The organism is Pelagerythrobacter rhizovicinus (assembly GCF_004135625.1).
GTDB classification, from domain to species: domain Bacteria; phylum Pseudomonadota; class Alphaproteobacteria; order Sphingomonadales; family Sphingomonadaceae; genus Pelagerythrobacter; species Pelagerythrobacter rhizovicinus.
In genome coordinates, this window is record NZ_SDPV01000001.1 from 530,094 (window position 1) to 555,934 (window position 25,841).

26 protein-coding genes are annotated in these 25,841 nt (G+C 67.6%); 12 read left to right on the plus strand and 14 right to left on the minus strand.

Translation table 11 applies throughout. The annotated features are described in order from the left end of the window. Positions 1-105: 105 nt before the first annotated feature. Positions 106-2,205: a malate synthase G gene (locus ETX26_RS02565; protein ID WP_129523125.1), complete on the plus strand. Its 2,100-nt coding sequence runs from the start codon at positions 106-108 to the stop codon at positions 2,203-2,205. A 113-nt stretch (positions 2,206-2,318) separates the two neighbouring features. Here ETX26_RS02565 and ETX26_RS02570 read toward each other — a convergent pair whose 3' ends face one another. The 5 genes from ETX26_RS02570 to ETX26_RS02590 all read right to left on the minus strand — a co-directional run bounded on the left by ETX26_RS02570 (position 2,319) and on the right by ETX26_RS02590 (position 9,211). After that, positions 2,319-3,356: an NAD(P)H-dependent flavin oxidoreductase gene (locus ETX26_RS02570; protein ID WP_191984680.1), complete on the minus strand. Its 1,038-nt coding sequence runs from the start codon at positions 3,354-3,356 to the stop codon at positions 2,319-2,321. 41 nt (positions 3,357-3,397) lie between these two features. Further along, a complete protein-coding gene (gene rsmA, locus ETX26_RS02575; protein WP_129523126.1) occupies positions 3,398-4,216 on the minus strand; it encodes a 16S rRNA (adenine(1518)-N(6)/adenine(1519)-N(6))-dimethyltransferase RsmA in 819 nt (272 codons plus the stop codon). Between the two features lie 157 nt (positions 4,217-4,373). Further along, positions 4,374-5,387 (minus strand): 4-hydroxythreonine-4-phosphate dehydrogenase PdxA, encoded by a 1,014-nt coding sequence (pdxA, locus tag ETX26_RS02580; RefSeq protein WP_129523127.1) that lies wholly within the window; start codon positions 5,385-5,387, stop codon positions 4,374-4,376. Beyond that, positions 5,384-6,712 carry a peptidylprolyl isomerase gene (locus ETX26_RS02585; protein ID WP_129523128.1) on the minus strand — a complete coding sequence of 443 codons (1,329 nt, stop codon included), beginning with the start codon at positions 6,710-6,712 and terminating at the stop codon, positions 5,384-5,386. The genes pdxA and ETX26_RS02585 overlap by 4 nt, the downstream gene beginning before the upstream one ends. Before the next feature lie 147 nt (positions 6,713-6,859). Continuing rightward, positions 6,860-9,211, minus strand: a complete 2,352-nt coding sequence (locus tag ETX26_RS02590; RefSeq protein ID WP_129523129.1) for an LPS-assembly protein LptD — start codon at positions 9,209-9,211, stop codon at positions 6,860-6,862. 104 nt (positions 9,212-9,315) lie between these two features. Between ETX26_RS02590 and ETX26_RS02595 the strand changes: the two genes are divergently transcribed. The 5 genes from ETX26_RS02595 (at position 9,316) to ETX26_RS02615 (ending at position 12,918) form a co-directional block, all read left to right on the plus strand. Further along, entirely contained in the window at positions 9,316-10,773 is a 1,458-nt protein-coding gene (locus ETX26_RS02595; RefSeq protein ID WP_129523130.1) for a leucyl aminopeptidase, read from the plus strand. Between the two features lie 13 nt (positions 10,774-10,786). Beyond that, positions 10,787-11,224, plus strand: a complete 438-nt coding sequence (locus ETX26_RS02600) for a DNA polymerase III subunit chi (RefSeq protein ID WP_129523131.1) — start codon at positions 10,787-10,789, stop codon at positions 11,222-11,224. Between the two features lie 11 nt (positions 11,225-11,235). Then, a complete protein-coding gene (locus tag ETX26_RS02605) occupies positions 11,236-11,736 on the plus strand; it encodes a hypothetical protein (protein ID WP_129523132.1) in 501 nt (166 codons plus the stop codon). Between the two features lie 204 nt (positions 11,737-11,940). After that, positions 11,941-12,363, plus strand: a complete 423-nt coding sequence (ndk, locus tag ETX26_RS02610; RefSeq protein ID WP_129523133.1) for a nucleoside-diphosphate kinase — start codon at positions 11,941-11,943, stop codon at positions 12,361-12,363. A gap of 48 nt (positions 12,364-12,411) precedes the next feature. Beyond that, positions 12,412-12,918: a nuclear transport factor 2 family protein gene (locus tag ETX26_RS02615; protein WP_129523134.1), complete on the plus strand. Its 507-nt coding sequence runs from the start codon at positions 12,412-12,414 to the stop codon at positions 12,916-12,918. A gap of 20 nt (positions 12,919-12,938) precedes the next feature. Here ETX26_RS02615 and purN read toward each other — a convergent pair whose 3' ends face one another. Together purN and purM are read right to left on the minus strand one after the other, a co-directional pair. Beyond that, the gene (gene purN / locus ETX26_RS02620) at positions 12,939-13,889 is read right to left on the minus strand and encodes a phosphoribosylglycinamide formyltransferase (protein ID WP_129523135.1); all 951 of its coding nucleotides are present in this window, start codon (positions 13,887-13,889) and stop codon (positions 12,939-12,941) included. A gap of 126 nt (positions 13,890-14,015) precedes the next feature. Then, a complete protein-coding gene (purM, locus tag ETX26_RS02625; RefSeq protein ID WP_129523136.1) occupies positions 14,016-15,122 on the minus strand; it encodes a phosphoribosylformylglycinamidine cyclo-ligase in 1,107 nt (368 codons plus the stop codon). Between the two features lie 70 nt (positions 15,123-15,192). Between purM and ETX26_RS02630 the strand changes: the two genes are divergently transcribed. The 4 genes from ETX26_RS02630 to ETX26_RS02645 are packed head-to-tail and all read left to right on the plus strand — an operon-like array spanning position 15,193 to position 18,201. Next, positions 15,193-16,458, plus strand: coding sequence for a heavy-metal-associated domain-containing protein (locus ETX26_RS02630; RefSeq protein ID WP_129523137.1), 1,266 nt, complete (start codon positions 15,193-15,195; stop codon positions 16,456-16,458). A gap of 2 nt (positions 16,459-16,460) precedes the next feature. After that, positions 16,461-17,087 carry a P-loop NTPase family protein gene (locus tag ETX26_RS02635; protein ID WP_129523138.1) on the plus strand — a complete coding sequence of 209 codons (627 nt, stop codon included), beginning with the start codon at positions 16,461-16,463 and terminating at the stop codon, positions 17,085-17,087. Positions 17,088-17,131: 44 nt separating this feature from the next. After that, positions 17,132-17,836: a serine O-acetyltransferase EpsC gene (epsC, locus tag ETX26_RS02640; RefSeq protein ID WP_129523139.1), complete on the plus strand. Its 705-nt coding sequence runs from the start codon at positions 17,132-17,134 to the stop codon at positions 17,834-17,836. After that, positions 17,836-18,201, plus strand: a complete 366-nt coding sequence (locus ETX26_RS02645) for a DUF2794 domain-containing protein (RefSeq protein WP_129523140.1) — start codon at positions 17,836-17,838, stop codon at positions 18,199-18,201. The genes epsC and ETX26_RS02645 overlap by 1 nt, the downstream gene beginning before the upstream one ends. 14 nt (positions 18,202-18,215) lie before the next feature. On the opposite strand, the gene ETX26_RS02650 is transcribed toward ETX26_RS02645, so the two are convergent. The 3 genes from ETX26_RS02650 to ETX26_RS02660 form a co-directional block, all read right to left on the minus strand. After that, positions 18,216-19,289: a hypothetical protein gene (locus ETX26_RS02650; protein ID WP_129523141.1), complete on the minus strand. Its 1,074-nt coding sequence runs from the start codon at positions 19,287-19,289 to the stop codon at positions 18,216-18,218. 69 nt (positions 19,290-19,358) lie between these two features. Further along, the gene (locus tag ETX26_RS02655) at positions 19,359-20,294 is read right to left on the minus strand and encodes an SDR family NAD(P)-dependent oxidoreductase (RefSeq protein ID WP_129523142.1); all 936 of its coding nucleotides are present in this window, start codon (positions 20,292-20,294) and stop codon (positions 19,359-19,361) included. A 211-nt stretch (positions 20,295-20,505) separates the two neighbouring features. Continuing rightward, positions 20,506-21,174 carry an HAD-IA family hydrolase gene (locus ETX26_RS02660; protein WP_129523143.1) on the minus strand — a complete coding sequence of 223 codons (669 nt, stop codon included), beginning with the start codon at positions 21,172-21,174 and terminating at the stop codon, positions 20,506-20,508. Positions 21,175-21,234: 60 nt separating this feature from the next. Here ETX26_RS02660 and glmU point away from each other — a divergent pair, with 60 nt between their 5' ends. Further along, positions 21,235-22,593: a bifunctional UDP-N-acetylglucosamine diphosphorylase/glucosamine-1-phosphate N-acetyltransferase GlmU gene (glmU, locus tag ETX26_RS02665; RefSeq protein WP_129523144.1), complete on the plus strand. Its 1,359-nt coding sequence runs from the start codon at positions 21,235-21,237 to the stop codon at positions 22,591-22,593. A gap of 28 nt (positions 22,594-22,621) precedes the next feature. Then, entirely contained in the window at positions 22,622-22,900 is a 279-nt protein-coding gene (locus ETX26_RS02670; protein WP_129523145.1) for an HNH endonuclease, read from the plus strand. Here ETX26_RS02670 and ETX26_RS02675 read toward each other — a convergent pair. The 4 genes from ETX26_RS02675 to ETX26_RS02690 all read right to left on the minus strand — a co-directional run bounded on the left by ETX26_RS02675 (position 22,897) and on the right by ETX26_RS02690 (position 25,823). After that, positions 22,897-23,454: an SAM-dependent methyltransferase gene (locus tag ETX26_RS02675; protein WP_225425468.1), complete on the minus strand. Its 558-nt coding sequence runs from the start codon at positions 23,452-23,454 to the stop codon at positions 22,897-22,899. The two genes, ETX26_RS02670 and ETX26_RS02675, sit on opposite strands and share 4 nt — an antisense overlap. 156 nt (positions 23,455-23,610) lie before the next feature. Continuing rightward, entirely contained in the window at positions 23,611-23,868 is a 258-nt protein-coding gene (locus tag ETX26_RS02680) for an ATP synthase F1 subunit epsilon (protein WP_129523147.1), read from the minus strand. Between the two features lie 139 nt (positions 23,869-24,007). After that, positions 24,008-25,465: a F0F1 ATP synthase subunit beta gene (gene atpD / locus ETX26_RS02685; protein WP_129523148.1), complete on the minus strand. Its 1,458-nt coding sequence runs from the start codon at positions 25,463-25,465 to the stop codon at positions 24,008-24,010. Positions 25,466-25,487: 22 nt separating this feature from the next. Further along, complete coding sequence (locus ETX26_RS02690; RefSeq protein WP_225425469.1) at positions 25,488-25,823, minus strand: hypothetical protein; 336 nt, start codon at positions 25,821-25,823, stop codon at positions 25,488-25,490. Positions 25,824-25,841: the final 18 nt, after the last annotated feature.

Here is a 25,841-nt window from a genome sequence, read left to right on the forward strand (position 1 = left end):
GTTGCAATCCGTGGCGCGCTTGGCCATAGCCCGTCTCGTCCTCCTCCCCGGGATGTTGTCAGGAATGCGCGGATTTGTCGCGCGCCACGCATTGTGTGAGGACGAATGACCGAGACGATCGAACGGGCCGGGTTGGAGGTTCATGCCGCGTTGGCGGACTTGCTGGAGCGCGAGGTTCTGCCCGTGCTCGGGCGCGATGTGGAGGCGTTCTGGCGCGGGTTCGCCGCGCTGCTGGCCGACCTCGCGCCGCGCAATCGCGCGCTGCTGGCCAAGCGCGAGGACCTGCAGGCGAAGATCGACGCCTGGCACCGCGAGCGGCGGGGGCAGCCGCACGACGCGGCCGCTTATCGCGCGTTCCTCGAGGAGATCGGCTATCTCGTTCCCGAGCCGGAACCGTTCACGATAGGCACCCGCGACGTGGATGCCGAGATCGCGACGATGGCCGGCCCGCAACTCGTGGTGCCGGTGCTCAACGCGCGCTTCCTGCTCAACGCCGCGAACGCGCGCTGGGGGAGCCTCTACGACGCGTTCTATGGCACCGACGCGCTCGATGCGCCACCGCCGAAGCCGGGCGGATACGATCCGGAGCGCGGCGCTGCGGTGGTCGCGCGGGTGCGGGCGTTTCTCGACGAGGCGGTGCCGCTGGCGGAGGGTAGCTGGGCGAACCTGACCGACCTGTCGGGCGAAATCCCGCTCGCTGATCAGTCGCAGCTCGCAGGCCGGACCGAGCGCGGGCCGCTGCTGGTCAACAACGGGCTGCATATCGAGATCGTCGTCGATCGCGAGCATCCGGTGGGCAAGGACGATCCGGTCGGGATCGCCGACGTCGTGCTCGAATCCGCGCTGACGACGATCTGCGACTGCGAGGATTCCGTCGCGGCGGTCGACGGCGAGGACAAGGCGCTGGCCTACCGTAACTGGCTCGGCGTGATCCGCGGCGATCTGGAGGAGAGCTTCGAGAAGGGCGGACGGCGCCTCACCCGCAAGCTGGCGCCCGACAAGCGCTACACCGCGCCCGACGGCAGCGACCGGAGTCTGCCGGGCCGCAGCCTGCTGTTCGTGCGCAACGTCGGCCATCTGATGACCACTCCGGCGGTCCGGCTCGCGAGCGGCGCGGAGGCGCCGGAGGGGGTGACCGACGCGGTGTTCACCTCGGCGATCGGCGCGCTCGACGTCGAAGGCCATGCGACCTGCCGCAACAGTCGCACGGGCAGCATCTACATCGTGAAGCCGAAGATGCACGGGCCAGAGGAGTGCGCCTTCACCAACGACTTGTTCGACCGGGTCGAGGACCTGCTCGCCCTTCCGCGCCACACGATCAAGGTCGGGGTGATGGACGAAGAGCGCCGCACCAGTGCCAATCTCGCCGCCTGCATCCGCGCGGTGAAAGACCGGATCGTGTTCATCAACACCGGCTTCCTCGACCGCACCGGGGACGAGATCCACACCTCGATGCAGGCCGGGCCGATGATCCGCAAAGGGGCGATGAAATCGAGTGCCTGGCTCGATGCCTACGAGAAGCGCAACGTCGCCATCGGGCTCGCCTGCGGCCTCTCGGGCAAGGCGCAGATCGGCAAGGGCATGTGGGCGGCGCCCGATATGATGCGCGATATGCTGGAGCAGAAGATCGGTCACCTGAAAGCCGGCGCGAACACCGCCTGGGTGCCGAGCCCGACCGCGGCAACGCTCCACGCCCTGCATTACCACCAATTCGATGTCTTCGCGGCGCAGCGGGAGCTGGGCGAAGCGTCGGGGCTGGACGCCCTGCTGACGATCCCGCTCGCGGACGGGACGAACTGGTCCGAAGGCGAGGTGCGCGAGGAGCTCGACAACAATGCGCAAGGGCTGCTCGGCTATGTCGTGCGCTGGATCGACCAGGGCGTCGGCTGCTCGAAGGTACCCGACATCCACGACGTCGGCCTGATGGAGGACCGCGCGACGCTGCGCATCTCCAGCCAGCACATGGCCAACTGGCTACTCCACGGCGTTTGCACGCGGGAGCAGGTCATGGACAGCCTGCGCCGGATGGCCGCCAAGGTCGACGCGCAGAACGCGGGCGATCCGGCCTACACACCGCTCGCCGGCAACGAGGACGGACCTGCCTTCCGCGCCGCCTGCGATCTCGTGTTCAAAGGCGTCGAGCAGCCGAGCGGCTATACCGAACCGCTGCTCCACGAATGGCGTGCCGTGGCCAAGCGCGGGTAGGCTTGTACGAAGCGGAGCCGGCTGAGGGGCGCTGTTCCAGGATTCGGATGTCGCCCCTGATCATGGTGACGCAGTTTCGCAGGCATCAGAGTGCATGTCCGCCGGCTACCTGATCATTTGATCTCTTCAGCCAGTGTCGCCACGAGTTCGGCAGCCGGCAGGGCGCGCGCGAGCGGTGCTCCCTGGCCGGCCCACTGCGCCCCGAATCCGTACTCGCCCGCGGATCTCGCAGCGGCGTTAAGCGCCTTTCCGGCATCGTATGCGACCGGATAATCCGGCGGCGCGAGCTCGGTGCGGCATTCCCAGTCCGTGAAGGCGTTTCGCAGGCAGCGTGCCGGGCGGCCCGAGATGGCGCTGGTCATGATCGTGTGCCGGGCGGCCGGGCTGAACAGGGCCCGCCGGTAAGCCGCATCTGCGCTGCTCTCCGGGCAGGCGAGGAAGGCGGTGCCGAGTTGAGCGGCAGCAGCGCCCAGGTCAAGAGCGGCCCTGATGCCCGATCCGTCCATAATACCGCCAGCGGCGATCACGGGCAGACCGGACTGTTGGACGAGGATCCGCGTGAGCGCGAAGGTGCCGAGGCAATCGTCGGTTGCGTCGGGATCGAACATGCCGCGATGACCGCCGGCCTCGAACCCTTGGGCGACGACCGCGTCCATGCCCGCCTCCCTTGCCGCCGTCGCCTCCCGCAGGTTCGTTGCGGTCCCGATGAGAAAGCAACCGGCGTCCCGCAAAGCCCTTACGCGGGCCTCGTCAGGCAGGCCAAAGTGGAAGCTGACCACCGCCGGGCGCAGTTCCACCAGCGTTCGCATCATCTCTTCGTCTTCGGCGAAGCTGCGATAGATTTCGCGCATCGCGGCGGGTGGCTCCGCACCGAACGCCTCGAACAAGGGGGCGAGTGCGGACAACCATGCAGCCTCCTTCTCAGCATCGCGTTGCGGCGGCGCGTGGACGAAGACGTTTACATTGAACGATCTTCCTGTTCGTGCACGGACCTCCCGGATCATGGCTCCGGCGCCCGCGGCATCGGTGGCACCCACGCCAATGGACCCCAGGGCGCCTGCCTCGGAAACCGCGGCGGCGAGGTCGGGTGTGGAGACCCCGGCCATGGGTGCCTGGACGATCGGAAAGCGCATGCGAAGGCGTTCGAGCATGGATATCTCGTGCGGCCCGGTGGAGGTGTTCACAACCGACGTCACGACAGTTCGCGCGCCACCGCCACGAACTCCGCGACGCTCAACGTCTCGGCCCGTCGCTGCGGGTCGATGGCAAGCGCTTCCAGCGTCCCCAGCGCACCGGGTATGCCCTTGAGGCTCTGGCGGAGCATCTTGCGGCGTTGGCCGAAGGCGGCTTCGGTCACGCGCTCCAGAACGCGTGGGGAGACACCGTCGGGCATAGCGGCGGGTTCGAGATGGACGATGGCGCTCATCACCTTGGGCGACGGGGTGAATGCGCTGCGGTGGACCTTCATCGCGAGGCGCGCAGTAGACCGCCACTGGGTGAGTACCGCCAGGCGGCCGTAAGCGTCGGTACCCGGCTGCGCGACGATCCGCTGTGCGACCTCCTGCTGGAACATCAGCGTCAGGCTGGTCCAGCGCGGTGGCCATTCCTCGGCCGAGAGCCACCCGGTGAACAGCGCGGTGCCGACGTTGTAGGGCAGGTTGGCGACGGCCGCATAGGGTTCGCCCATGATCGCATCATGGTCGAGCTTCATCGCATCGCCCTCGATCACTCGCAGCCGGCCCGGGAAGGCGATCTCGAGTTCGGCCAGGGCTGGGAGACAACGGCGGTCCATCTCGATCGCCGTGACCCGCGCGCCGGCCTTGAGCAGCGCGCGTGTGAGGCCGCCGGGGCCGGGTCCGATCTCGAGCACGGCTCTGTCGTGCAGATCGCCTGGAACGGCGGTGATCCGGTCGAGCAGTTGCGCGTCGAGCAGGAAATTCTGCCCCAGTGCCTTGGACGCGCTGAGGCCGTGCCTTGCGATCACTTCGCGTAAGGGGGGGAGGTCGGCCATCTTCCGCGTTCCCTAGCTCGTTCGGCCGGAGCTTGTCGAAGGGGTTTCGATGCGAATGTTCATGTCGCCATCCCGGCAAAGCCGGATCGCTGGCCGCCAGGTCGTACGTTGCTGCACCCGATCCCGGCGTTCACTGGGATGACCGAGATGTCAGCGCTTACAGGTTCCGACCGGCCGTCCGCCGCGCGGCGCATTCGCCGGCCATGCGGATTGCCGCGATCGTGGCGCCCGGATCGGCGAGGCCCTTGCCCGCGATGTCGAAAGCTGTGCCGTGGTCGGGGCTGGTGCGGACGATCGGCAGCCCGAGTGTGACGTTGACGCCTTCATCGAAATCGAGCGCCTTGAGCGGAATCAGCGCCTGATCGTGGTACATCGCCAGCGCCACGTCGAAGCGGGCCCGACCGCGTGGTGTGAACAGCGCGTCGGCCGGATGTGGACCCGTGGCTTCGATCCCTTCTGCCTGGAGCATCGCGACGGCAGGGGCGATCACCCGCGCTTCCTCGTCGCCGAACTTGCCATCCTCCCCGGCATGGGGATTGAGGCCGGCAACGGCCAGCCGCGGCCGCAGTAGCCCGAAATCGCGTTCAAGCGCGGCGGCGACAATGCGGGCGCGGCGGACGATCAGCTCGGGGGTGAGCAGGCGCGGCACCTCGGCCAGCGCGACGTGGACGGTCAGCGGAACGGCACGCAGTTGCGGCCCGGCGAGCATCATCACGGCGTCCTGCGCCTCCACGCCGCAGGCGGCCGCGACATATTCGGTTTGCCCCGGATGCGTGAAGCCCGTCTCTGCGAGCCGCCCTTTCGCAATCGGCCCGGTGACGACGGCAGCGGCGGAACCCGAAACCGCGAGCCGCGTCGCCGCCTCCAGCGAGGCGAGGGCGAGTCGTGCGCCATCTTTCCCCGGCGCACCGGGCGCCCATTCGCCGTCTTCGGTACCAAGCACCGGCAGAGCGCGGGCGAATACCGCGGCAGCCTCCTGCGGGTCGGCGATGGTCTCCACCGGCAGATCGATCCCGCGCGACGCAGCGGCGGTGCGCAGCAAGCTCGCGCCGCCGGTCACCAGGAATACCGGAAGCTGCTCCTCTTCGCGTCGCGCCCACGCCTCGGCGATCGTTTCGGGTCCGATGCCCGCGGGATCGCCGAGCGACAGCGCGAGAGGCGTACCGGTCAATTGTACTCGATGAAGGCGTCGTTGCGCAGGTCGCGCAGATAGCTCTGGGCCCGCTTGGCGATACGGTCGTCCTCGATCTGACTCATGATCCGGTCGAAGCTCGGGCTGCCTTCGGTCTGCGGATCGTCGCGTCCGCAGAGCAGGAGCACGCGTACACCATCATCGATGGACCCGAAGGGCGGTGTTGACTGACCGACCTGCAGGTTGAGGATCGTCTGCTGCAATTGCTGGGGCAGCTGTGCCACGCGCATGCCGTTGTTCGTTACCACCTCTGCGCCAATTTCGGAGGCGACGCGTTCGGCGTCGCCGCATCCGCGCATGCCGGCGATCGCGGTGTTGAACTGCTCGACCCGGGCGGCGGCTTGCGCTTCGGTCGTATCCGCCGGGAACGCGATCGAGATCTGCTTCAGGCTCAGGACGGCATTGCGCGGATCGGCCATGCCAACCTGGCGCCTGTCGATGAGGTAGAGAATCTCGAAGCCGCCCGGAATCTCGAACGGACCGACGAGCTGGCCGGGCTCCATCTCGCGCGCGACCGCAGCCATCTCGTCGGGCAGCGTCTCCAGTCGGACGAAACCGAGATCGCCGCCCGCCGCCGCCGTCGATGCGTCGGAAAACTGCCGCGCATAGACGGAGAAGTCCGCCCCGCGCTGGAGCTGCTCGACGATGCGGGTGGCGTTCTGGAGCACAGCTTCACGGTTTTCAGGCGTCGCCTCGAGATATATCTCGCCAATCCTGTATTCCATCGTTCCACGGTCGGCTTCCATGCGCGCGAGCACGTCGGTCACTTCTTCGTGCGATACGTTGATGAACGGGGCGACATTGCGGCTGAGGAGACGCTGCCAGGCGATCTCCGCCCGGAGCTGGCGCTTGAGCGAGGCAGGCGAGGAGCCCATCGCGACCAGCGCCTGGTTCATCCCCTCGACGCTCTGACCGTTGCGTTGGGCGATTTCGGCATACTGCGCCTCGACCTCCTGATCGGTGACCGGCATTTCCTGCGCGGTCGCGGCCTGAATCTGCAGCGTTTCGTCGATCAGGTTGCGCAGGATCTGCATGCGCGCAGCCTGGAGCTGCTCCGGCGAAAGCTCGTTCCCGCTGGCGCCGAGAAGCAGGGCTACCCGCTGTTCGATGTCGGTCCCGGTGATCACCGAGCCGTTCACCACTGCCGTCGCCGTGCGCACATTGGGATCGCCTTCGCCCAGGAAGGCGGCATCCTCAGGAATGTTGAGCGGGTTGGCAGCCTGCGCCTGGAGCGCGACCGGCCCCGCAGCGAGACCCAGTGCGGCAATGCCCGCGAGCAGCTTGGAAAACTTGTATTCGATCACCTGCAAATCCCATTTTCGGCGCCATCCACGGCACCCGCGGTCGCTTGCGGCACATGGCCGGCGACGGCTTAACCAAAGCTGAGTGATCGCGCGGATAGCGCACTTGCGTCGCGCTGCCAATCGCGATGGTTCTCTCGCGCGGTTGCCTCAGCGGAAACCGAGGTTGCGCAGCGCGAAGTAGAGCTGGAACGTGTCGCCGCGCTGCGCGTCGCCGGCATCGGTATAGTCGCGCCGCCAGGTGAGACCGAGCTCGAGACAATCGTCCTGGTAGGCCACGCCCAGGCGCGTGCGGACCGGGTCGAACCCGTCGGAGGTCAGCGTCGGATCCTCCTCCCGGTCGGTGAGGTTGAACACGCCGGAGCCGAAGACCGACCAGTAGCGGGCGAAAGCGACGCGGGTGGCGAGGCGCAGTTCCTCACGGTCCTGAAGGTCCTCGATCCCTTCGGCGATGTCGCGATCGAACCTGAGGTAGCCGATTTCGGCATAGGTCCGCCTGCTGCCGACCGTCGCATCGAGTTCGTTGCGGCGCATCGCGAAGCTGTCCTTGTCGAGCCGGAAGCGGTGCGTGAACTTGACGAAGTCGCGGTAACGCACCTCGGTGCGGCCGACGAAGTCCGATACTCGTTCGCTAAGGCCGGTGCCATCGATGAGCACGCCAGGATCCTTGTCGAAGCGGTAGCTCTGGCCCACCGTCGTCTTCACTCGCCAGTCGGGCACCTGCAGTTCCCAGTCGAAGCCGTAGGTCACGCGAGCGCCGTCTTCCACGCGGTCGTAGCCGGGGAAGCGGTTGAGTGCGAAAAGGTTGGAATCTTCCAGGTCGATGGCCCGCGCGTCCTCGTTGGGCACGGCGAGGTTGCGGATCGGCGGGCTGGCGGCGAACTGGACCCGCGGAGTGAAGACCTGCGTTCCGCCGAAGGCTTTGCCGACGAACGGCCATTCGACGTCGATCGCGGCCACCGCGATGCCGCGCGTCTCCCAGCCGGGATTGCCCCGATAGATGGCGGTTTCCGTAAGCCCGTTCTCGTCGCTGTGGTAGACGTCACCGCGCACGAGACCGGTCAGCGTCACGACCTGACCAAGTGCGGTGATACGCTTCAGGTCCCACCGCGCGCCGGCGAAGGCGCGTTGCGTGTCCTGCCCCTCGTCGCGGGCAATCGCGAGCGAATTGAGCTGCAGCTCGAGCTTGCCGCCTATGCCCAGGGGATCGGAAAAGCGCCGCCGGTAATCGATCACCGGCAGCGCCACCGGCACCTGGCCCTGCGGCTCGCCGAGGCGCAGCGTCTGCGTCGCCCAGCCGGCGATGGAGAGGTAGGAATCGTCGTCGATCCGCTCGAGATTGACGGTCGAGCGCAGCCGGTCGTCGCGGCTGATGTCGTAGCGGCGCAGGAATGTGCGGTCGCTCGCAAGCCGGATCGAGCCGGTCAGGCTCCAATGCGGGTCGAACTGGAACTTGCCGTTGGCGAACAGGTAGCCGCGCGGGTCCTTTTCCGTGATCGGGTCGCCGGTGATGTCCGAGATGCGGCTGCTGTGGGTGGCATAGCCGGTGATCTGGTAGGCGCCCTTGCCCGTCAGATGGCGCCATTGTGCGGAGACCATGGGAGGGGCCTCGGTGAAGACGTGGGCGCCGAGCGTCAGATCCTTGTTGTCGGCGATGCGCCAAAGGTAGCTGCCGCTGATCTCGACGCCGTTCGATTCCGAAAAGCGCAGGTCCGGCACGAGGAAGCCCGAAACCGCCTTGCCGTCGGTACGTACCGCGAGCCCCGGGAGAGGCAGCAGGCGAGCGCCGAAGATTTCGAGGAAAGCGCCGGAGAAGCGGACGCGATTCTCGTCCGGATCATAGACCACCCGGTCGGCGGTGATGCGCCAGCTCGGGTTCTTCGGGCAGCCCTCGGCATCGGTGATCGCGCAGGCGGTATAGGCTGCGCTGGAGAGGATGACGGTGCCGTCCTCGCCCCGCTGCCCTTCGCGCGCCGCGAGCCGGCCGCCCTCGCGCAGAGCGAGCAGCAGGTCCTCCATCGCGCCGGCCTCGAACTCGTCAGTCAGCTCGATCCGCTCCGTGTAGAGCTGGTTTCCTTCCTCGTCGACGAAGCGGACGTTGCCCGCGCCGACGATCTGCCCGGTGGCACTGTTCCAGGTGACCTGGTCTGCCCGCACGGACCTGTCGGCATTGCGCAACACCACATTGCCGGTGGCGGTGACCGTATCGCCGTTCGAATCGTAGGACAGCGTGTCCGCTTCGAACGCGATCTCGTCCTCACTTGCAGGCGCCTCGGGATCGCCGCTGGTGTCGAGCGGCGGCAGAGGCGTGGAAAGATCCGGCGGCTGACGCTCCTCGGGCTGTTCCAGATCCGCATCGATCACCGCGTCACCGTCCTGCGCCGCGGCGTAGGACGGCGCCAGCGCGATCAACCACGCAAGACCGGCAGCGCCGGCCCTCCAGGCCGCCCGGTCCAAACGGCGTTGATCGGCCTGCAGCGCGTTCGACGGGGCGGGGAGCATGGGTTGCCTATCGCATCGGTCGAGCCTAATCGCAATCGCCATCGAACGGCCCGGCGCAGCCACGCGCCCGAGCGCCCCGTCTGAGCAAATTCCGCGGAGTTTCCATGAAGATCGAATTTTCCCCCGCTCTCCCCGAAGGAACGCGGCTTGTCGCGTATGTCGCCGACCAGGATAAACTCCCCGGCGGGATCGAGCCCGCACTGGCCGAAGGCGCGAAGGCGGCGCGGTTCAAGGGACGCGCGGGAGAGCTGTTCGAAGGGTTCGTGGAACGCGGCGGCGCCGTGGTTCGCGTCGCGATCGTCGGTGCGGGGGAAAGCGGCGCCGAGGCGCGCCCGGGCAATCTCGAGAAAGCCGGCGCAGCGCTTGCAGCCAAGTACCTGACTTCGGGCGAGAAAAGTTTGGCGGTCGACTTCACCGACAGCGAGCTTTCGGCCGAACAGGCGGCGGCTGTGCTGCTCGGCCTGCGCCTGCGCGCGTGGCGTCACGACGCCTATCGCACGAAGCTGAAGGACGAGCAGAAGCGCTCGCTGGAGACCGTCGTCGCCGTTGGCGCGCCGGAGGGGACGGAGACGGCCTGGGGCGTCGAGGCGGCCCTGGCCGAGGGCGTCGAGTTCACTCGTCAGCTCGTGACCGAGCCGCCGAACAAGGTCTATCCGGTCAGCTTCGTCGAGAAGTGCAGAGAAGCCTTCAAGGGCACCGGCGCGGAGCTGACGGTGCTCGACGAGGACGAAATGGCCCGGCTCGGCATGGGCGCGCTGCTCGGCGTCGGGCAGGGCTCGGCCCAGCCTTCGCGCCTGCTCGCGATCAAGTGGAACGGGGGCGGCAGCGAGGCCCCGACCGTGTTCGTCGGCAAGGGCGTCACGTTCGACACCGGCGGCATCTCGCTCAAGCCCGGCGCGGGCATGGAAGACATGAAGTGGGACATGGGCGGCGCGGGTGCGGTCGCCGGGGCGATGCTCGCGGTCGTGAAGCGCAAGGCCAGGGCCAACGTGGTCGGCGTCGTCGGCCTGGTCGAGAACATGCCCGACGGCAACGCCATCCGCCCGAGCGACATTCTCACCTCGATGTCGGGCCAGACGATCGAAGTGCTCAATACCGACGCCGAAGGGCGGCTGGTGCTGTGCGATGCGCTCCACTGGGCGCAGAAGGAGTTCTCGCCCAAGCGGATCGTCGACTTCGCCACGCTGACCGGCGCAATGGTGATCACGCTCGGCAGCGAGTACGGAGGGGTCTTCGCCAACGACGATGCGCTCGCCGATGATCTGCTCACCGCGGGCAAGGCGAGCGGCGACCGCCTGTGGCGCCTGCCGCTCGATCCGGCGTACGACAAGCTGATCGACAGCCAGATCGCCGACATGAAGAACGTCGGCCCGCGGCCCGCGGGTTCGATCACCGCGGCGCAGTTCCTCCAGCGCTTCATCGAGAAGGGCACCGCCTGGGCCCACTGCGACATCGCGGGCATGGTCTGGGCCGACAAGCCCGGCGCGACCTGGGACAAGGGCGCAACCGGATATGGCGCGCGCCTGATCGACCGCTTCGTGCGCGACACGTTGGAAGGCTGAGGCGGGGCGGGCCGTGCGCGTCGGGTTCTACCTCGCGCCGGGCCAGCCCGTCGAACGCGTCCTGCCGCTGATCGCGCGAGCGGCGGCGAAAGCGGGACAGCGCATGCTGGTGGTCGCCAAGAGCGATGATCTCCTCGACCGGATCGGCAGCGCGCTGTGGGAATTTGCGCCGGCCGAGTTCCTGGCCCACGGCCGCGCGGGCGATCCGCACGCGGCGCATCAGCCGGTGCTCCTCTCCCGCACGTGCGCCGCGGAGAACGATGCGAAGCTGGTGGCGGTGGCCGATGGCGCTTGGCGCGACGAAGCCGAAGGCTTTGAGCGAGCGTTGCTGTTCTTCGACGAAAGCGGCCGCGAGGCGGCGCGCGATGTCTGGCGCAAGTTCGACGGCCGCAAGGACGTCGAGCGCGAGTTCTACGAGCTCGACGGCGGCAAATGGCAACGCAGGCGCTGAAGGAGAGGACGATGGCGGTTCGGCTGGCGATGGTAGGCATGGCGGCACTGCTGCTGGCCGGATGCGGTTCCGAAGGATCGGGCACGGTCGAGGGCGAGGACGGCACGGTCGCGCATTACAAGGTCGACGAGGCGAGCGGCGAGGTGAACGCGACGCTCGAAACGGCGGACGGCACGGCGACGATGCGCTCGGGCGCGGACGTGCCGGTCGAGCTGCCGCGCGGGTTCACGATCTATCCCGGCGCCAAGGTCACGACCAACACGGTGTTCGAGCAGGCGGACGCGAACGGCGCGCTTGTGACGATGGAGTCCGACGCCTCGCCCGAGGAGATGGTCGCCTTCTACCGCAAGCAGGCCGAGGCGGCGGGCGTCGAGATCGGCCTGAACATGAACACCGACACGATGCAGATGATCGGCGGCGATGCGCCCGACGGAGCGACCTTCAGCTTCACCGCGACCCGGAAGGATGGCGGAACGACGGCGCAACTCATGGTGGGTGAGGCTTTCCGGTAATCGCCATCCCAGCAAAAGCCGGGATCGCATGCAGCGCGCTCCGACCTCGCGGAGAGCGATCCAGCTTCCGCTGGGATGGTCGGTTGCGCCGGAAGGTCGGGACTGCACCAGACGAAAGAGAGCAGGGCTTGCGGCCCGCGCGGCGCGGCGCTAGTTGCGCGCCGCATTCTCCCACGCACTTTCACGACTTCGAAGGAACACCTGATGGCGGTCACCCGCACCTTTTCGATCATCAAGCCCGACGCCACCCGCCGCAACCTGACCGGCGCGGTCACCAAGATGCTCGAGGAAGCCGGCCTGCGCGTCGTCGCCTCCAGGCGCATCCGCATGACCCGCGAGCAGGCCGAGGGCTTCTACGCGGTTCACAAGGAACGCCCCTTCTTCGGTGAACTGGTCGAGTTCATGACCAGCGGCCCGGTGGTCGTGCAGGTGCTCGAGGGCGTCGACGCCGTAAAGCGCAATCGCGACGTGATGGGCGCGACCAACCCGGCCGACGCCGCCGAAGGCACCATCCGCAAGACCTTCGCGGAAAGCATCGAGGCCAACACGGTCCACGGTTCGGACAGCGAAGAGAACGCCAGGATCGAGATCGATTTCTTCTTCGACGAGGACGAGATCGTCGGCTGATTGCCGACGGCGCAGTTCACGAAAATTAACATTGTGCGCGAATCGGGGATGGGTGATATGCTCGCCTTCGTGCCGCCGCAGGACCGTGCGCAATTGTGCGCGTACGGGATCCGGTCCGAACCGGGCGGCGCAGAAAGCGTGACGATGTTCGACTGGCCTACGCCCGAACCGATCAAGATCGTGAGGCAGTACCTCGCGGCAATGAACGCGCGCGATGCGGAGCAAGTCGAGGCGCTGCTCGACGAGCGCATCCGCTTCGTCGACAGTCGGGGCGAATGGATCGAGGGGCGCGAGAACGTCGCCACCGCGACCCGCAGGTTCTTCGATCTGGAGCCCGACTACAAGCTGCACGATATGAAGATCGTCATGCACCAGGGCGACGTGCTGCTCAAAGGGCGTGCCTCCGCTCGCGAGGAGCGGCTGGCGCACGACACCCTCTGGCGTGCGCGGACACGGCGCGGGAAGCTCGTTCACTGGCAGAGCTATGGTGAGGATTCGCCGGCGCTTGCCCGGATTCTCATGCCCGAGGCGGTGCAAGGCATCGAGCCGAACTAACCGCGCTCCCCCGCAGGTGGTCAGAACTGATCCGCTGCGTCCATCAATGCAGTGAGCCGCTTCGGCGCGACCGCACGCCAGCTACGCGAGAGCCAGCTCTCTATCGCGTCCCAGTCGGTGTCGCCCAGATCGAGGCGGATGCCGATCCATCCATCGCCGAAATAGGGCGGGCGGTAATAGCGCGCGGGATCCGTCTCGATCAGGTGCGCCTGTTCGTCCGCACCGCTGATCTTGGCGAGCAGCGCGGTGACACCGTCGCCATGATGATCGACGCTGACCCAGGCGAATTTCTTGCCCTTGACGATGCCGAAGCAGGGCATGCCGTGGCTGAGCGTCTCCTCCGCCTCGGGCAGCGCCATCGCGCGTTCGCGCACGCGGGCGATGAGCCAGTCCGGGTCGAACGGGCGGGCGGCATACTCGGACAGGACACGCGGGTAGAGCTGATGTTCGGCGAGCTTCACCCGTTCGGCGAGCGTTTCCGGAGTGTCGCCCGGCAGGATAGCGACTTCCGCCCGGCCGAGCACTTCGCCCATGTCGAGGTCGTCGGTGACGAGATGGACCGAGGCGCCCGCGTGGGTGTCGCCCGCCTCGATCGCGCGCGCATGGGTATCCAGTCCCGGATATTTCGGCAGCAGCGAGGGATGGATGTTGAGCATCCGGCCCTCCCAGCGGGAGACGAAGTCCGTGCCGAGAATGCGCATGTAGCCGGCCAGCGCGATATACTCGGCGCCCGCTTCGCGCACCGCACGGTCCATAGCTGCGTCGTGATCGGCGCGCGCCATGCCGCGGTGGCTCAGCGCGAAGGTCGCCAGACCTTCCGCCTCGGCCAACCTCAGCCCCTCCGCTTCGGGATCGTTGCTGGCGACGAGGACGATCTCGTAGGCCGCGCCGGCCTGCCGGCTGGCGTAGAGCAGGGCGGCCATATTGGTGCCCTTGCCCGAGATGAGCACCGCGACCTTGGCGCGCTTCACGCAACCCCTCCCGCTTGCGGGAGGGGCGCGAGACTTGGCGGCGCGCAGCGACGCCTAGTCGCAGCGGGGTGGGAATGTCTCGCCGTGCCCACCCCCGGCCCCTCCCGCAAGCGGGAGGGGAGAGGGTCAGGAGACATGCCGTGCCTCCCAGTCCTCCTTCGCCGACCACACACCCGCCGAGCCGCGGACGGTGCAGCCGCGCGCGCCGGCTTCGATCCGGCCGACGCGCAGCACGGTCTCGCCGGCCGCCGTCAGGTCGTGGGCGAGCGAATCGGCTTCGCCTTCGTCGACCGCCAGGACCATGCCGACGCCGCAGTTGAAGGTGCGCGCCATCTCGCCCGGCTCGATATTGCCCTGCGCCTCAAGGAACGCCATGAGCCGCGGCTGCTCCCATGCATCGGCATCGACCACCGCGTGCGCATCCTCGGGTAGAACGCGGGGGATATTCTCGAGCAGGCCGCCCCCGGTGATATGCGCGAGGGCGGCGATGCGCCCTGCGCGAATCTCGGGCAGCAGGCTCTTCACGTAGATGCGGGTCGGCTCGATCAGCGCTTCGATCAGCAGCCGGTCCTGATCGAACAGGGCGGGGCGGTTCAGCCGCCAGCCCATATCCTCGGCCAGCCGGCGCACGAGCGAATAGCCGTTCGAGTGGACGCCCGAACTCGCGAGGCCGAGCAGGACCTGCCCGGGCCGGACGCGCTCGCCGGTGAGCTGCTCACCGCGCTCCACGGCGCCGACGCAGAAGCCCGCGAGGTCGTAGTCGCCCGCGGCATACATGCCCGGCATCTCGGCCGTCTCGCCGCCGATCAGCGCACAACCCGCCTGCTTGCAGCCCTCGGCAATGCCGGCGATCACGCGCTCGGCGACTCCTGTCTCGAGCTTGCCGGTGGCGAAATAGTCGAGGAAGAACAGCGGCTCGGCGCCCTGCACGATCAGGTCGTTGACACACATTGCGACGAGGTCGATACCGACGGTGTCGTGCCGGTCGTGATCGATCGCGAGCTTGAGCTTGGTCCCCACGCCGTCGTTCGCCGCAACCAGCAGCGGGTCCGCATAGCCGGCGGCCTTCGGATCGAAGAATCCGCCGAATCCGCCGATCTCCCCATCCGCGCCGGGGCGCGCGGTTGCCCTGACCAGCGGTCCGATGGCCCTGACCAGCGCGTTGCCGGCGTCGATCGAGACCCCGGCCTGTTCGTAGGTGTAGCGCCCTGAAGGCGGGTTGTTTCCGGACATGGGCACTCGCTTTAGTCATTCGCGCTTGGAATTCCACGCCCCTTTCGGCAAAAGGCCGCGAGTTTTCCCCATGCTCCAGACGCTTTCGCTCCCCCGCCTGTCCCGCAAGGCCGTCATCGCCGCCGCGACCATGCTCGCGCTGCTTGCAGCCGCGGCGGCGCTGTGGGCGCAGGTGGAGGGTGACCGCGGCATCGCGCCGGTTGCAAGCAGCGGCGACATAGAGGTCGGCGGGGTCGAGGTCGACGTGCGCGGGGAGAATGCCGAGGATGCGCGCGAGAAGGGCTGGCGCGAAGCGCAGCGCAAGGCGTGGGAAAAGCTCGGCGGGCCGGACATTCCCGACAGCCAGTTGCAAGGTCTCGTCGCGGCGGTCGTGATCGAGCAAGAGAACATCGGCCCCCGCCGCTACGTTGCGCGCCTGGGCGTCACCTTCGACCGCGGGCGGGCGGGCGCACTGCTGGGCGCGAGCGGGCGCGGGCCCGGCTCGGCGCCGATGCTGCTCGTGCCGGTGACCCGCTCCGCGGGTACATACATGGTCTACGAAGCGCGCAATCCCTGGCAACGCGCGTGGGCCGAGTACCAGGCGGGATCGAGCAGGATCAATTATGTCCGCCCCTCGGGCGCAGGCGGCGATTCGCTGCTCATCACCTACGGCCAGACGGACCGCCGGAGCCGCACCTGGTGGCGCAACGTGCTCGATCAGTTCAGCGCGGCGGATGTGCTCGTGCCGGTCGCCCATCTCGACTACAAATGGCCCGGCGGGCCGATCGAGGGGCGCTTCACTGCGCGCTACGGCCCGGACAACGCCTATCTCGACAGTTTCACGCTGACTGCCGAGAGCCCCGAGCAGTTGCAACCGATGCTCGACCAGGCGGTGCTGCGGTTCAATGCGATCTTCGAGCGCGCGCTGGCGGAGGGCAAGCTGCGGCCCGACCCGACGCTCGACCTGGGCACGGTGGAGGCCGACCGCGCGATTCAGCGGCTGATCGAGCTCGGCCGCGCAGCGCTCGCGCGCGACCGGTCGGACGCCGCAGCGCGCGAGGCGGAGCTGATCGGAGAGACCGCGCCCGGCGAAGCGGCCACACCGCCTGCCGCCGCGCAGGTCGCCACCTATCTCGTCCAGTTCGCTACACCCGACGCGGGCGCCTTCGACGCATCGATTGCCGCCGTTCGCGCTGCCCCCGGTGTTCGCAGCGCCGCCGTCACGAGCACCGCGATCGGCGGCCACTCGGTCATGTCGGTCGGTTACGCGGGGAGCATGGATCAACTGGCGGAAGCCTTGCGCGCGCGCGGGTTCACCGTGCGGCAATCGGGTAACGTCATTTCCATCAGCCGCTGACGATGTCCCAGATCGCTCTTCCGCTGACGCCGCGGAACAAGGACGATCCGGCGCGGATCGTCCTCGGCACCGCGAATTTGCACGTCGCCGAGGCACTGCGGGATCCTGAGCGATGGCCATTCCGCACCGCCGTCCTCGCCGGCCCGCCGCGCTCCGGCAAGTCGCTGCTCGCTCGCTGGTTCGAAGGCGCCGGGAAGGGCGAGGCGATCGACCCTGCCGACACGCTCGACGAAACCGAACTGTTCCACCGCTGGAACCGGGCGCAGGAGGACGGGCGCCCGCTCCTGCTCGTCAGCGGCGCGCAGGTGTGGGAGATCGCGCTGCCCGACTTGCGCAGCCGCATCGGGGCAGCGCTTCATCTCGAGATCGGTGCGCCCGACGATGAGATGATCGCGGCGCTGATCGAAAGCCATGCGGCCCGGCGCGGCCTTGCGCTGGGCGAAGGCGCGCTTACCTACCTCGTACCGCGTGCCGAGCGCAGCTTCGCGGGCGTCGAGCGGCTGGTCGCGGCGATCGACCGGCTGAGCCTCGAGCGCAAGGCGGCGGCGACGCTGTCGGTCTGGCGCGATGCGCTGGCGGCGGTGCAGGGGCCCGAGCAGGGAAAGCTCGGCTTGGACCCCGCGAAATAGCATCCGGCTTGCCTGGCCGGGCGACAAGTGGGACAAATGTACGGATGCTGGACAATCTCGTCGCCTATTTCGACTCGATCCGCGCCCGCGACCCCGCGCCGCGTTCGCGCTGGGAGATCCTGCTCTATCCCGGCGTCTGGGCGGTGGGCCTCCACCGCTTCGCGCACTGGCTGTTCCAGGCGCGGCTCTATTTCCTCGCCCGCTTCGTCAATCATCTGTCACGCTGGCTGACGGCGATCGACATTCACCCGGGCGCGAAGATCGGGCGCAACCTTTTCATCGACCATGGCTTCACGGTGATCGGCGAGACTGCCGAGATTGGCGACGACGTGACGATCTACCAATGCGTCACTCTCGGCGGCACGAACCCGACCAACGGGCAGGGCGGCAAGCGCCACCCGACCGTGCGCGACGGGGTCATCATCGGCTCGGGCGCGCAAGTCATCGGCCCGATCGTACTCGGCGAACGCGCGCGCATCGGTGCCAATGCGGTCGTCACCGACGACGTGCCCGACGGCGCGACGATGATCGGCCTCAAGGCGCGCTCCACGCTGGTTCCGGCGGAGGAATGGCTCAAGGAATTCATCCCCTACGGCACGCCTTGCGACGAGCCGTGCGAGGAAATCGCGAGCAACGGCGCGCGCCGGATCGAGGAGCTCGAGGCGCAGCTTGCCGCGATCCGCGCGGAACTGGCCGAACTCAAGGCCGCCTCGCCCGCACCCGTCAGGCGCAACGGGACCGATAGCTGATGGCGGCCGGCGCGGGGCTCGGCGACCTTCCGAACATCGTTCCCTTTCCTGGCCGCGTGCCGGGCCAGATCGGGTTCGCACGCGAGGAACTGCAACGGATCCTCGACCTCTATGGCCGCATGGTCGCGGCGGGCGAATGGCGCGACTACGCGATGGACTTTACCCGCGATGCCGCCACCTTCGCTGCCTTCCGACGTGCCTCGGAGCGCCCGCAGGCGCGGATCGAAAAACGTCCCGCACTTCGCAACCGCCAGGGCATGTGGACCCTGTTCGGCGAGCACGGCCAGGTCCTCAAACGCGGCCACGAACTCCCCGGCGTGCTCGCCCCGATGGAGCGCAAGCTGGTGAAGGCGGTGGAGGGCTAGGCCGCCGCCATTGGTCAGGCGTGCGCGATCGCCCCTGCTACCGGAAGACGCGCCTGCAATGTGCCCGGGAGTTGGTGGACCACTGCATTGCGGATCGGCGTCCAGAACGCCGAGAGGGTGAGCAGGGCGGAGCCGATTACGAGAGCGGTCAGCGCGACGTTGAGCTCCACCGCGCCGAAGCGGTCGAACAGCCAGGTCAGCGTCACCAGCACGTAGGCAAGAGCGGATACGAGCAGCGCGCGCCTGTCGACCGCGAGCGCCACCAGACCCATCGCGACGTAGACCACGAGCACTGCAATCGCTGCACCTGCGCCGATGTTCACTCCCTCGGTCACGCCGATCCAGTAGAACAGCGGATGCGCGATCATCGGTGCTGCGAGCAGGTGGAGCCAGAAGGCGACGTCGCTGCGGCGGGTCTGCCGCTCGCGGTCGCTGGCGTCCCAGCGCATCGCGAAGAGGAAGATGGCGAGGCCGGCGGCGAAGACCAGCGGCATGAGGGCGGTTTCGGGCTCGACATTGTCGGGGCCGATGACCGCGATGACGAGAGCGATCACGGTGCCGGCGATCGCGCCCGCACCCGCCGCGACCGTGATCGGGACCATGAACCGGCGCCAGTGCACCCAGGCCGCGCCCGCGGTAACCAGCGCGCAGCCGGCGATCAGGACCGCGATCAGCGATTCGTTCGCGTCGTTCGCCTGGAACGCCAGGACCACGAAGCCGACCAGCGCCTCGAACACCCCGCCAACGAAAGCGAGCAGCAGCACGATGCTCGGCAGCGCCATGCGCCGCTTGCGGGTGAAGAACTCGGCCATCATCCATGCCGCACCGGCGATCAGAACGCCGGAGAAGGGTGGTGGACCATCTAGCGCTGGAGTGATCGCCTGGCCGATCCCGGCCATCGCCACCAGCAGCAGAACCGCCGCTATAGTCACGAAGATGTCGTTGAAGCTGTTGAGCAGGCGGAAGTGCTCTTCGTCGCCCTGAGGCGCGCTGCGCATGCCGCGCACGTGATTGCGCAGGGCCTCGGCCGCGGCGGCGCTCAGCGCCCCGCTGGCAACCGCGCCCCGCAGGTCGTCTTCGGTATACATCGGCATACTCCTCCCCTGTGAAGGGGAGAAGCTATGCCTAGTGTATTACTGTGTCAATACAGCGTGGAATCAGTCGCGCGCGGACGAGGGAGCCGCGCCGCTGCCGAGGACACGCTGCATCGCCTTGAGGATCGCCGCGGACTGCTCCGCGCCGGACTGCGGGGCGTGAAGGTTGCTCATCGCGCCGATCTTGTCCCAGTTGGCGGCGAAGCCTTCGACCGTGCGGTCTTCTTCCTTCAGCCAGACGGCGTCGTTCATCATCACCCAGGCCGAGTGGAAGCCGCCTGCGCCCGCGCCGACGATGGCGTTCGTCGGGGCATCCTCGCTCACCAGGAAGAGCGCGGCGGGCACGACGTTGACCGGGTCGAACAGCTTGAACGCCTCTTCGGGGAAGAGGTCCTCGGTCATGCGCGTGCCGGCGACCGGGCTAAGCGTGTTGACCTTGATGTTGTACTTCGCGCCTTCGAGCTGGAGCGTCTTGGTCAGGCCCGCGAGCCCGAGCTTGGCCGCGCCGTAGTTCGCCTGGCCGAAGTTGCCGAACAGGCCGGTCGAACTCGCGGTCATCAACACACGGCCGTAAGCCTGCTCACGGAACGTTTCCCAGCAGGCCTTGGTGGCGAAGGCGGAACCGGTCAGGTGGACCTTGACCACGAATTCGAAGTCCGCCGGTTCCATCTTGGCGAAAGTCTTGTCGCGCAGCACGCCGGCGTTGTTGATCAAGATGTGCACGCCGCCCCACTTCTGCTTGGCGTCGGCGACCATCTTTTCCATCTGCTCGTATTCGGTGACCGAGGCGCCGTTGGCGATTGCCTCGCCGCCAGCCCTCTCGATCTCCTCGACCACCTGCGCCGCCGCATCGGACGAGCCGGTGCCGTCGCGCGAACCGCCGAGGTCGTTGACCACCACTTTCGCGCCGCGCCGGCCGAGCTCGAGCGCGTACTCGCGCCCCAGGCCGCCGCCGGCCCCGGTGACGATGGCAACCTTGTCCTTGAACGAAATGGTCATGGCATGTCCTCCTCGCGGCCTGCTGGGGCCTTACGTGTGCGTCAATCCGAGCGCGGGGTGACAGGTTCCGCGCGGCGATGCAACTGCGCGTGCGATCGGGCGCAATGCCGTAAGGTCAGACGCTCTATGCCCATCCCGAGCCCCAGCGCAGGCTGGGGCCTCAGGCCGCCGGCGATTCGGCCGATGGCACGAGGTCCCAGCCTTCTGGGACTCAGAGCTTCTCCAGCACCGGGATCAACTCGCCCAGCGAATCGATCATCGCATCCGCGCCCAGCTCCTCGCGCGGCTTGTCGCAGTAGCCGTAGCAGGCGGCGATCACCGGCACTTCTGCCGCGCGGGCGGCGCGCACGTCGTAGGAACTGTCGCCGACATAAACCATGCGTCCGCCGCCGCAGCATTCGCGGGCGTGCAGGATCGGGTCCGGCGCCGGCTTGGCGCGCCCTTTGCCCATGGTGTCGCCGCCGATGACGCAGTCGAACCGGTCGACCAGCTCCAGCGTGCCGAGGATGGCGCGGGCGAAATGTTCGAACTTGTTGGTCACCACGCCCACCCGCACGCCGCGTGCCGCCAGCTCGTCGAGCATTTCGACCGCGCCCGGATAGGGCTGCGTATGGACGGCATGGTTGTCGCCGTAGAACGCGAGCGTCTGCTTGTAGAGCTTGTGGAATTCGTCGTCGGGCAGGCCGCCCTGATCGTCGATCGCGCGCTTGAGCATGATCTTGGCGCCGCCGCCGATCAGGTCCTTGGCGCTGTCGGCCGGGACGCTGGCGAAGCCGCCGAGCGCGAGCGCATGATTGACCGCGGCGCCGAGATCGCGGTGCGTCTCCAGCAGTGTGCCGTCCAGATCGAAGCCGACCACGTCGAAGGGGAAATCCGCCATGCGGCACGACCTGACGGATGGTTCTTCAAACCGCAAGCGTTTGCTGGCATGGCCGCGCGCATGAGAGAGTTTGCCACGATCATCCTCGCCGCGGGCAAGGGCACCCGCATGAAGTCGGACCTGCACAAGGTCCTCCACCCGATTGCCGGTCGGCCGATGCTGGAGCACTTGTTGGCGAACCTTGCGGAACTCACACCGACGCACACGGTGGTGGTCGCGGGCGACCGGCACGAGCAACTCCGGCAGGCGCTTGCGGCGCATAGTATAACCGTCGCCTTGCAGGAGCCGCAGCTTGGCACCGCGCATGCGGCGTTACAGGCGAAGACGGCGTTGGCCGATTACAGCGGGCTGATCATGGTCTGCTTCGGTGACTGCCCGATGGTCAAAGCGGAGACCGTGCGACGGCTCGCCGCAGTGCTCGAAGGCGACGCGCGTGTCGCTGTGCTGGGCTTTCGCCCGGCCGATCCGCTTTCCTACGGGCGGATTATTGCCGACGAAGCCGGCACGGTGCGCAAAATGGTCGAGTTCAAGGATGCGACCGACGAAGAACGGGCGGTCGATCTGTGCAATTCGGGCGTCATCGTCGCCCATAGCGACGATTTGTGGCGTTTGCTCGAAAGCGTGGGCAACGACAACGCACAAGGCGAGTACTACCTGCCCGACGTCGCGACCAATGCAATCGCCGAAGGCCTGCAAGTATCGGTGGTCGAAACCGGCGAGGCGGAGGTACAGGGCATCAACAGCCGCGCCGAGCTCGCCCAGGCCGAGGCGCAGTGGCAGGAACTGAAGCGCGAGGAGGCGATGACGAACGGCGCTTCGCTCCGCGCGCCGGAGACGGTGTTCTTCAGTTGGGACACGGAGATCGGCCGGGACGTGACGATCGAGCCCAACGTCGTCTTCGGCCCCGGCGCCAAAGTCGCCGACGGCGCCACCATTCGGGCGTTCTCGCACATCGAGGGTGCCGAGATCGGGCCCGGCTGCGAGGTCGGCCCCTTCGCGCGCCTCCGCCCGGGCGCGGTGATGGAGAAGGGCAGCAAGGTCGGCAACTTCGTCGAGATGAAGAAGGCGGTGCTGGGCGAGGGGGCCAAGGCCAACCACCTGACCTACCTTGGGGATGCCGAAGTCGGGCCCGGCGCCAACATCGGCGCTGGCACGATCACCTGCAATTACGACGGGTACTTCAAGTACAAGACCGTGATCGGCCCGCGCGCCTTCATCGGCTCGAACAGCGCGCTGATCGCGCCGGTGAAGATCGGCGCGGATGCGATCGTGGCCGCCGGCAGCGCGGTCAGCCGCGACGTCGCCGACGGCGAGCTGCGCATGGTCCGCGGGGAGCAACTGGTGAAGCCCGGCTGGGCCGACCGGTTCCACGACGCGATGAAGAAGAAGAAAGCGGAGAAGGCCGAGAAGGGCAAGTAGCGCGCTGCTCTCGAGCCGGACGGACGAGGTGACGGAGGAGCCCCTCACCTGCTGGCTCTGCGGCCGCCCGATCGCCAGCCGGCTCCAGTGGCACCATCCGGTGCCCAAGGCCAAGAAGGGCCGCGCCACGGTCCCGGTTCACCCGATCTGCCACCGCGCGATCCACGCCAACTTCACCAACGCCGAGCTCGCACGGATCGGAGACGATCGCGAGCGCCTGCGCGCCGATGCGGCAATCGCGAAGTTTCTCGAATGGATCGCGGACAAGCCGCCGGACTTTCACGCGCCGACGCGCGGGAAGCGCTAGTCCACGCCGCCGAAGCCGGGAATGAAGGTCTGCGGCACCGTCCACTTGTAGACCGGGCGGTTCGCGACGACACGGCGTTCCTCGGGCGTCCAGTCGCCCATGTTGAAGTCGTGGCTCACCACGCGCGCGCCGGGCTCGAGTTGCTCGAGCAGCCGCGGGCGCAGGCGCAGGTTGAGCATGTCGCCGAGGTAGAGCGTCACCACATCGGCATCGGAGAAGTCGGTCTCGAACAGGTCGGATTCGCGGAATTCGACCAGGTGCGAGACGCCCGCCTCCTCGGCATTCCGGCGCGCGATCCTGATGAGTTGCGGGTCGATCTCGATCCCCACCGCGCGGACGCCGAACCGCTTCGCAGCCGTGATCGGAATGCGCCCGTCGCCGGAGCCGAGATCGTACAGAACGTCCCCCTCCTCGATCTCGGCCATCTCCAGCATGGCCTCGACCACCGGTTCGGGCGTCGGAATGTAGTGGATGTCCACCCGCGGCCCGCATCCGGCGAGCGCAAGGAGGATTGCGGAGAGCAGAGCCAGTCGGAAGGGCAAGGTGGAAATCACGTTAATCGCATGAGCGGGCGATTGTGACGCCGGCATTAACGATAGCGTGGAGCGTTTGCCGCGCGCGCCGAGAGGTATGCGCTATGGCGGCGATGCGAAGGACACAAAAAGGGCGGCCTCGCAGCCGCCCCTTCGATGCCGAGCCTACGAAGGCCGTCAGCCTTCGACGTGCTCCGCCAGCACGGTCAGGCCGTTCTCGCCCACTTCGGCGAACCCGCCGCGAACCTGGATCTCCTCCGGCGCGGCGCCTTCGGTCTTGTAGACCTGCACCGCGCCGTCGCGGATCGTCGACATGAACGGCGCGTGGCCTTCCAGCACGCCGAATTCGCCTTCCGCGCCGGGAACGACGACCATGTGGACGTCCTCGCTGCGGACGAGCTTTGCCGGGGTCACGAGTTCGAAATGCAGTGCCATCGTCTACCTCATACCTCTCTCCCCTTCAGGGGAGAGATACGCAGACTTGCCGCGGTAGCGGCCAGTCGGAGTTGAGAGGGGGTGTAGCGCGAATCCCCCTCTCCCAACCCTCTCCCCTCAAGGGGAGAGAGCCATTTCGTTACGCCTCGTCGGCCAGCTTCTTCGCCTTGGCAACCGCCTGGTCGATGCCGCCGACCATGTAGAAGGCGGCTTCGGGCAGGTGGTCGTACTCGCCCTCGACGACCGCCTTGAACGACTTGATCGTGTCTTCGAGCTGCACGAACTCGCCCGGGATGTTGGTGAACACCTCGGCGACGTGGAACGGCTGCGAGAGGAAGCGCTGGATCTTGCGCGCGCGGGCGACGGTCAGCTTGTCCTCTTCCGACAGCTCGTCCATGCCGAGGATCGCGATGATGTCCTGCAGCGACTTGTACTTCTGCAGCGTTTCCTGAACCTTACGGGCGGTCTCGTAGTGCTCCTGGCCGACGACGCGCGGCTCCAGCACGCGGCTGGTCGAGTCGAGCGGGTCCACGGCCGGGTAGATGCCCAGCTCGGAGATCGCGCGGCTCAGCGTGGTCGTGGCGTCCAAGTGGGCGAACGAGGTCGCCGGGGCAGGGTCGGTAAGGTCGTCCGCCGGCACGTAGATCGCCTGGACCGAGGTGATCGAGCCCTTGGTGGTCGAGGTGATGCGTTCCTGCAGGTTGCCCATGTCGGTCGACAGGGTCGGCTGGTAGCCCACCGCCGAAGGAATACGGCCGAGCAGCGCCGACACTTCCGAACCCGCCTGGGTGAAGCGGAAGATGTTGTCGACGAAGAACAGCACGTCCTGCCCTTCCTGGTCGCGGAAGTACTCGGCCATGGTCAGGCCCGACAGCGCGACGCGGGCGCGGGCGCCCGGAGGCTCATTCATCTGGCCGAACACGAGGGCCACCTTGGAACCTTCGCTGGTCGCGTTGCCTTCGGCGTCCTTGGCGATGACGCCCGCGTCGAGGAACTCGTGGTAGAGGTCGTTGCCCTCGCGGGTACGCTCACCCACGCCGGCGAAGACGGAGACGCCGCCGTGGCCCTTGGCGATGTTGTTGATGAGCTCCTGAATCAGCACGGTCTTGCCCACGCCGGCGCCGCCGAACAGGCCGATCTTGCCGCCCTTGGCGTAAGGCGCGAGCAGGTCGATGACCTTGATGCCGGTGACAAGGATCGCCGCTTCGGTCGACTGGTCGACGAACAGCGGAGCCTCGGCGTGGATCGGCGCGCGCTGTTCGGCACCGATCGGACCGCGCTCGTCGATCGGCTCGCCGACGACGTTCATGATGCGGCCGAGCGTCTTGGGGCCCACGGGGACCGAGATCTGCGCGCCGGTGCTGACCACTTCCTGGCCGCGGACGAGACCGTCGGTGCCGTCCATCGCGATCGTACGGACGGTGTTCTCGCCGAGATGCTGCGCAACCTCGAGCACCAGCGTGTTGTCGCCGTTCTTCGTCTCGAGCGCAGTGAGGATCGCCGGCAACTCGCCTTCGAAGGTCACGTCGACGACGGCGCCGATGACCTGGCTGATGGTGCCGGTCGTGGTCTGGTTGAGTACAGGTGCGGTGGCCATGATGTCTGTCCTGCCTAGCGGGTTATCGGGCGCAAACGTTTTCGGGATCGGCGAGCACCCACTCGCCTTCGCCCGGGGTAAGCTTCGCCTTGTTGCGGAGGTATTCGTCTTCGCCGAGACCGTATTCGCAGATCACGTCGCTCGAGCCGAAGCCGGCGCGCTTGCAGACGGCAGTGTTAACCGGGGCAAGCTCGGGGCACGCCTCGGCCAGCAGCTCGGTGAAGAGCTCCTGGTCAGGTGCGGGCAGCGACGGCGTAGCGGGCGCAGTCGGGGTCTGCGTCGGCGCCGGCTCGGGCGCCGGTTCCTGGCCGCAGGCGGCGAGAGCGAGGACGGGGAGAAGGAGAGCGATCTTTTTCACGATAGGGGTTCCGGTAGC

Coding starts and splice junctions, on each gene's coding strand:
- ETX26_RS02565 (WP_129523125.1), top strand. CDS start 106: ATGACCGAGACGATCGAACGGGCCGGGTTGGAGGTTCATGCCGCGTTG.
- ETX26_RS02570 (WP_191984680.1), bottom strand. CDS start 3,356: ATGCTCGAACGCCTTCGCATGCGCTTTCCGATCGTCCAGGCACCCATG.
- rsmA (WP_129523126.1), bottom strand. CDS start 4,216: ATGGCCGACCTCCCCCCCTTACGCGAAGTGATCGCAAGGCACGGCCTC.
- ETX26_RS02590 (WP_129523129.1), bottom strand. CDS start 9,211: ATGCTCCCCGCCCCGTCGAACGCGCTGCAGGCCGATCAACGCCGTTTG.
- ETX26_RS02595 (WP_129523130.1), top strand. CDS start 9,316: ATGAAGATCGAATTTTCCCCCGCTCTCCCCGAAGGAACGCGGCTTGTC.
- ETX26_RS02605 (WP_129523132.1), top strand. CDS start 11,236: ATGGCGGTTCGGCTGGCGATGGTAGGCATGGCGGCACTGCTGCTGGCC.
- ndk (WP_129523133.1), top strand. CDS start 11,941: ATGGCGGTCACCCGCACCTTTTCGATCATCAAGCCCGACGCCACCCGC.
- ETX26_RS02615 (WP_129523134.1), top strand. CDS start 12,412: ATGGGTGATATGCTCGCCTTCGTGCCGCCGCAGGACCGTGCGCAATTG.
- purM (WP_129523136.1), bottom strand. CDS start 15,122: ATGTCCGGAAACAACCCGCCTTCAGGGCGCTACACCTACGAACAGGCC.
- ETX26_RS02630 (WP_129523137.1), top strand. CDS start 15,193: ATGCTCCAGACGCTTTCGCTCCCCCGCCTGTCCCGCAAGGCCGTCATC.
- ETX26_RS02635 (WP_129523138.1), top strand. CDS start 16,461: ATGTCCCAGATCGCTCTTCCGCTGACGCCGCGGAACAAGGACGATCCG.
- epsC (WP_129523139.1), top strand. CDS start 17,132: ATGCTGGACAATCTCGTCGCCTATTTCGACTCGATCCGCGCCCGCGAC.
- ETX26_RS02645 (WP_129523140.1), top strand. CDS start 17,836: ATGGCGGCCGGCGCGGGGCTCGGCGACCTTCCGAACATCGTTCCCTTT.
- ETX26_RS02650 (WP_129523141.1), bottom strand. CDS start 19,289: ATGTATACCGAAGACGACCTGCGGGGCGCGGTTGCCAGCGGGGCGCTG.
- ETX26_RS02655 (WP_129523142.1), bottom strand. CDS start 20,294: ATGACCATTTCGTTCAAGGACAAGGTTGCCATCGTCACCGGGGCCGGC.
- ETX26_RS02660 (WP_129523143.1), bottom strand. CDS start 21,174: ATGGCGGATTTCCCCTTCGACGTGGTCGGCTTCGATCTGGACGGCACA.
- glmU (WP_129523144.1), top strand. CDS start 21,235: ATGAGAGAGTTTGCCACGATCATCCTCGCCGCGGGCAAGGGCACCCGC.
- ETX26_RS02680 (WP_129523147.1), bottom strand. CDS start 23,868: ATGGCACTGCATTTCGAACTCGTGACCCCGGCAAAGCTCGTCCGCAGC.
- atpD (WP_129523148.1), bottom strand. CDS start 25,465: ATGGCCACCGCACCTGTACTCAACCAGACCACGACCGGCACCATCAGC.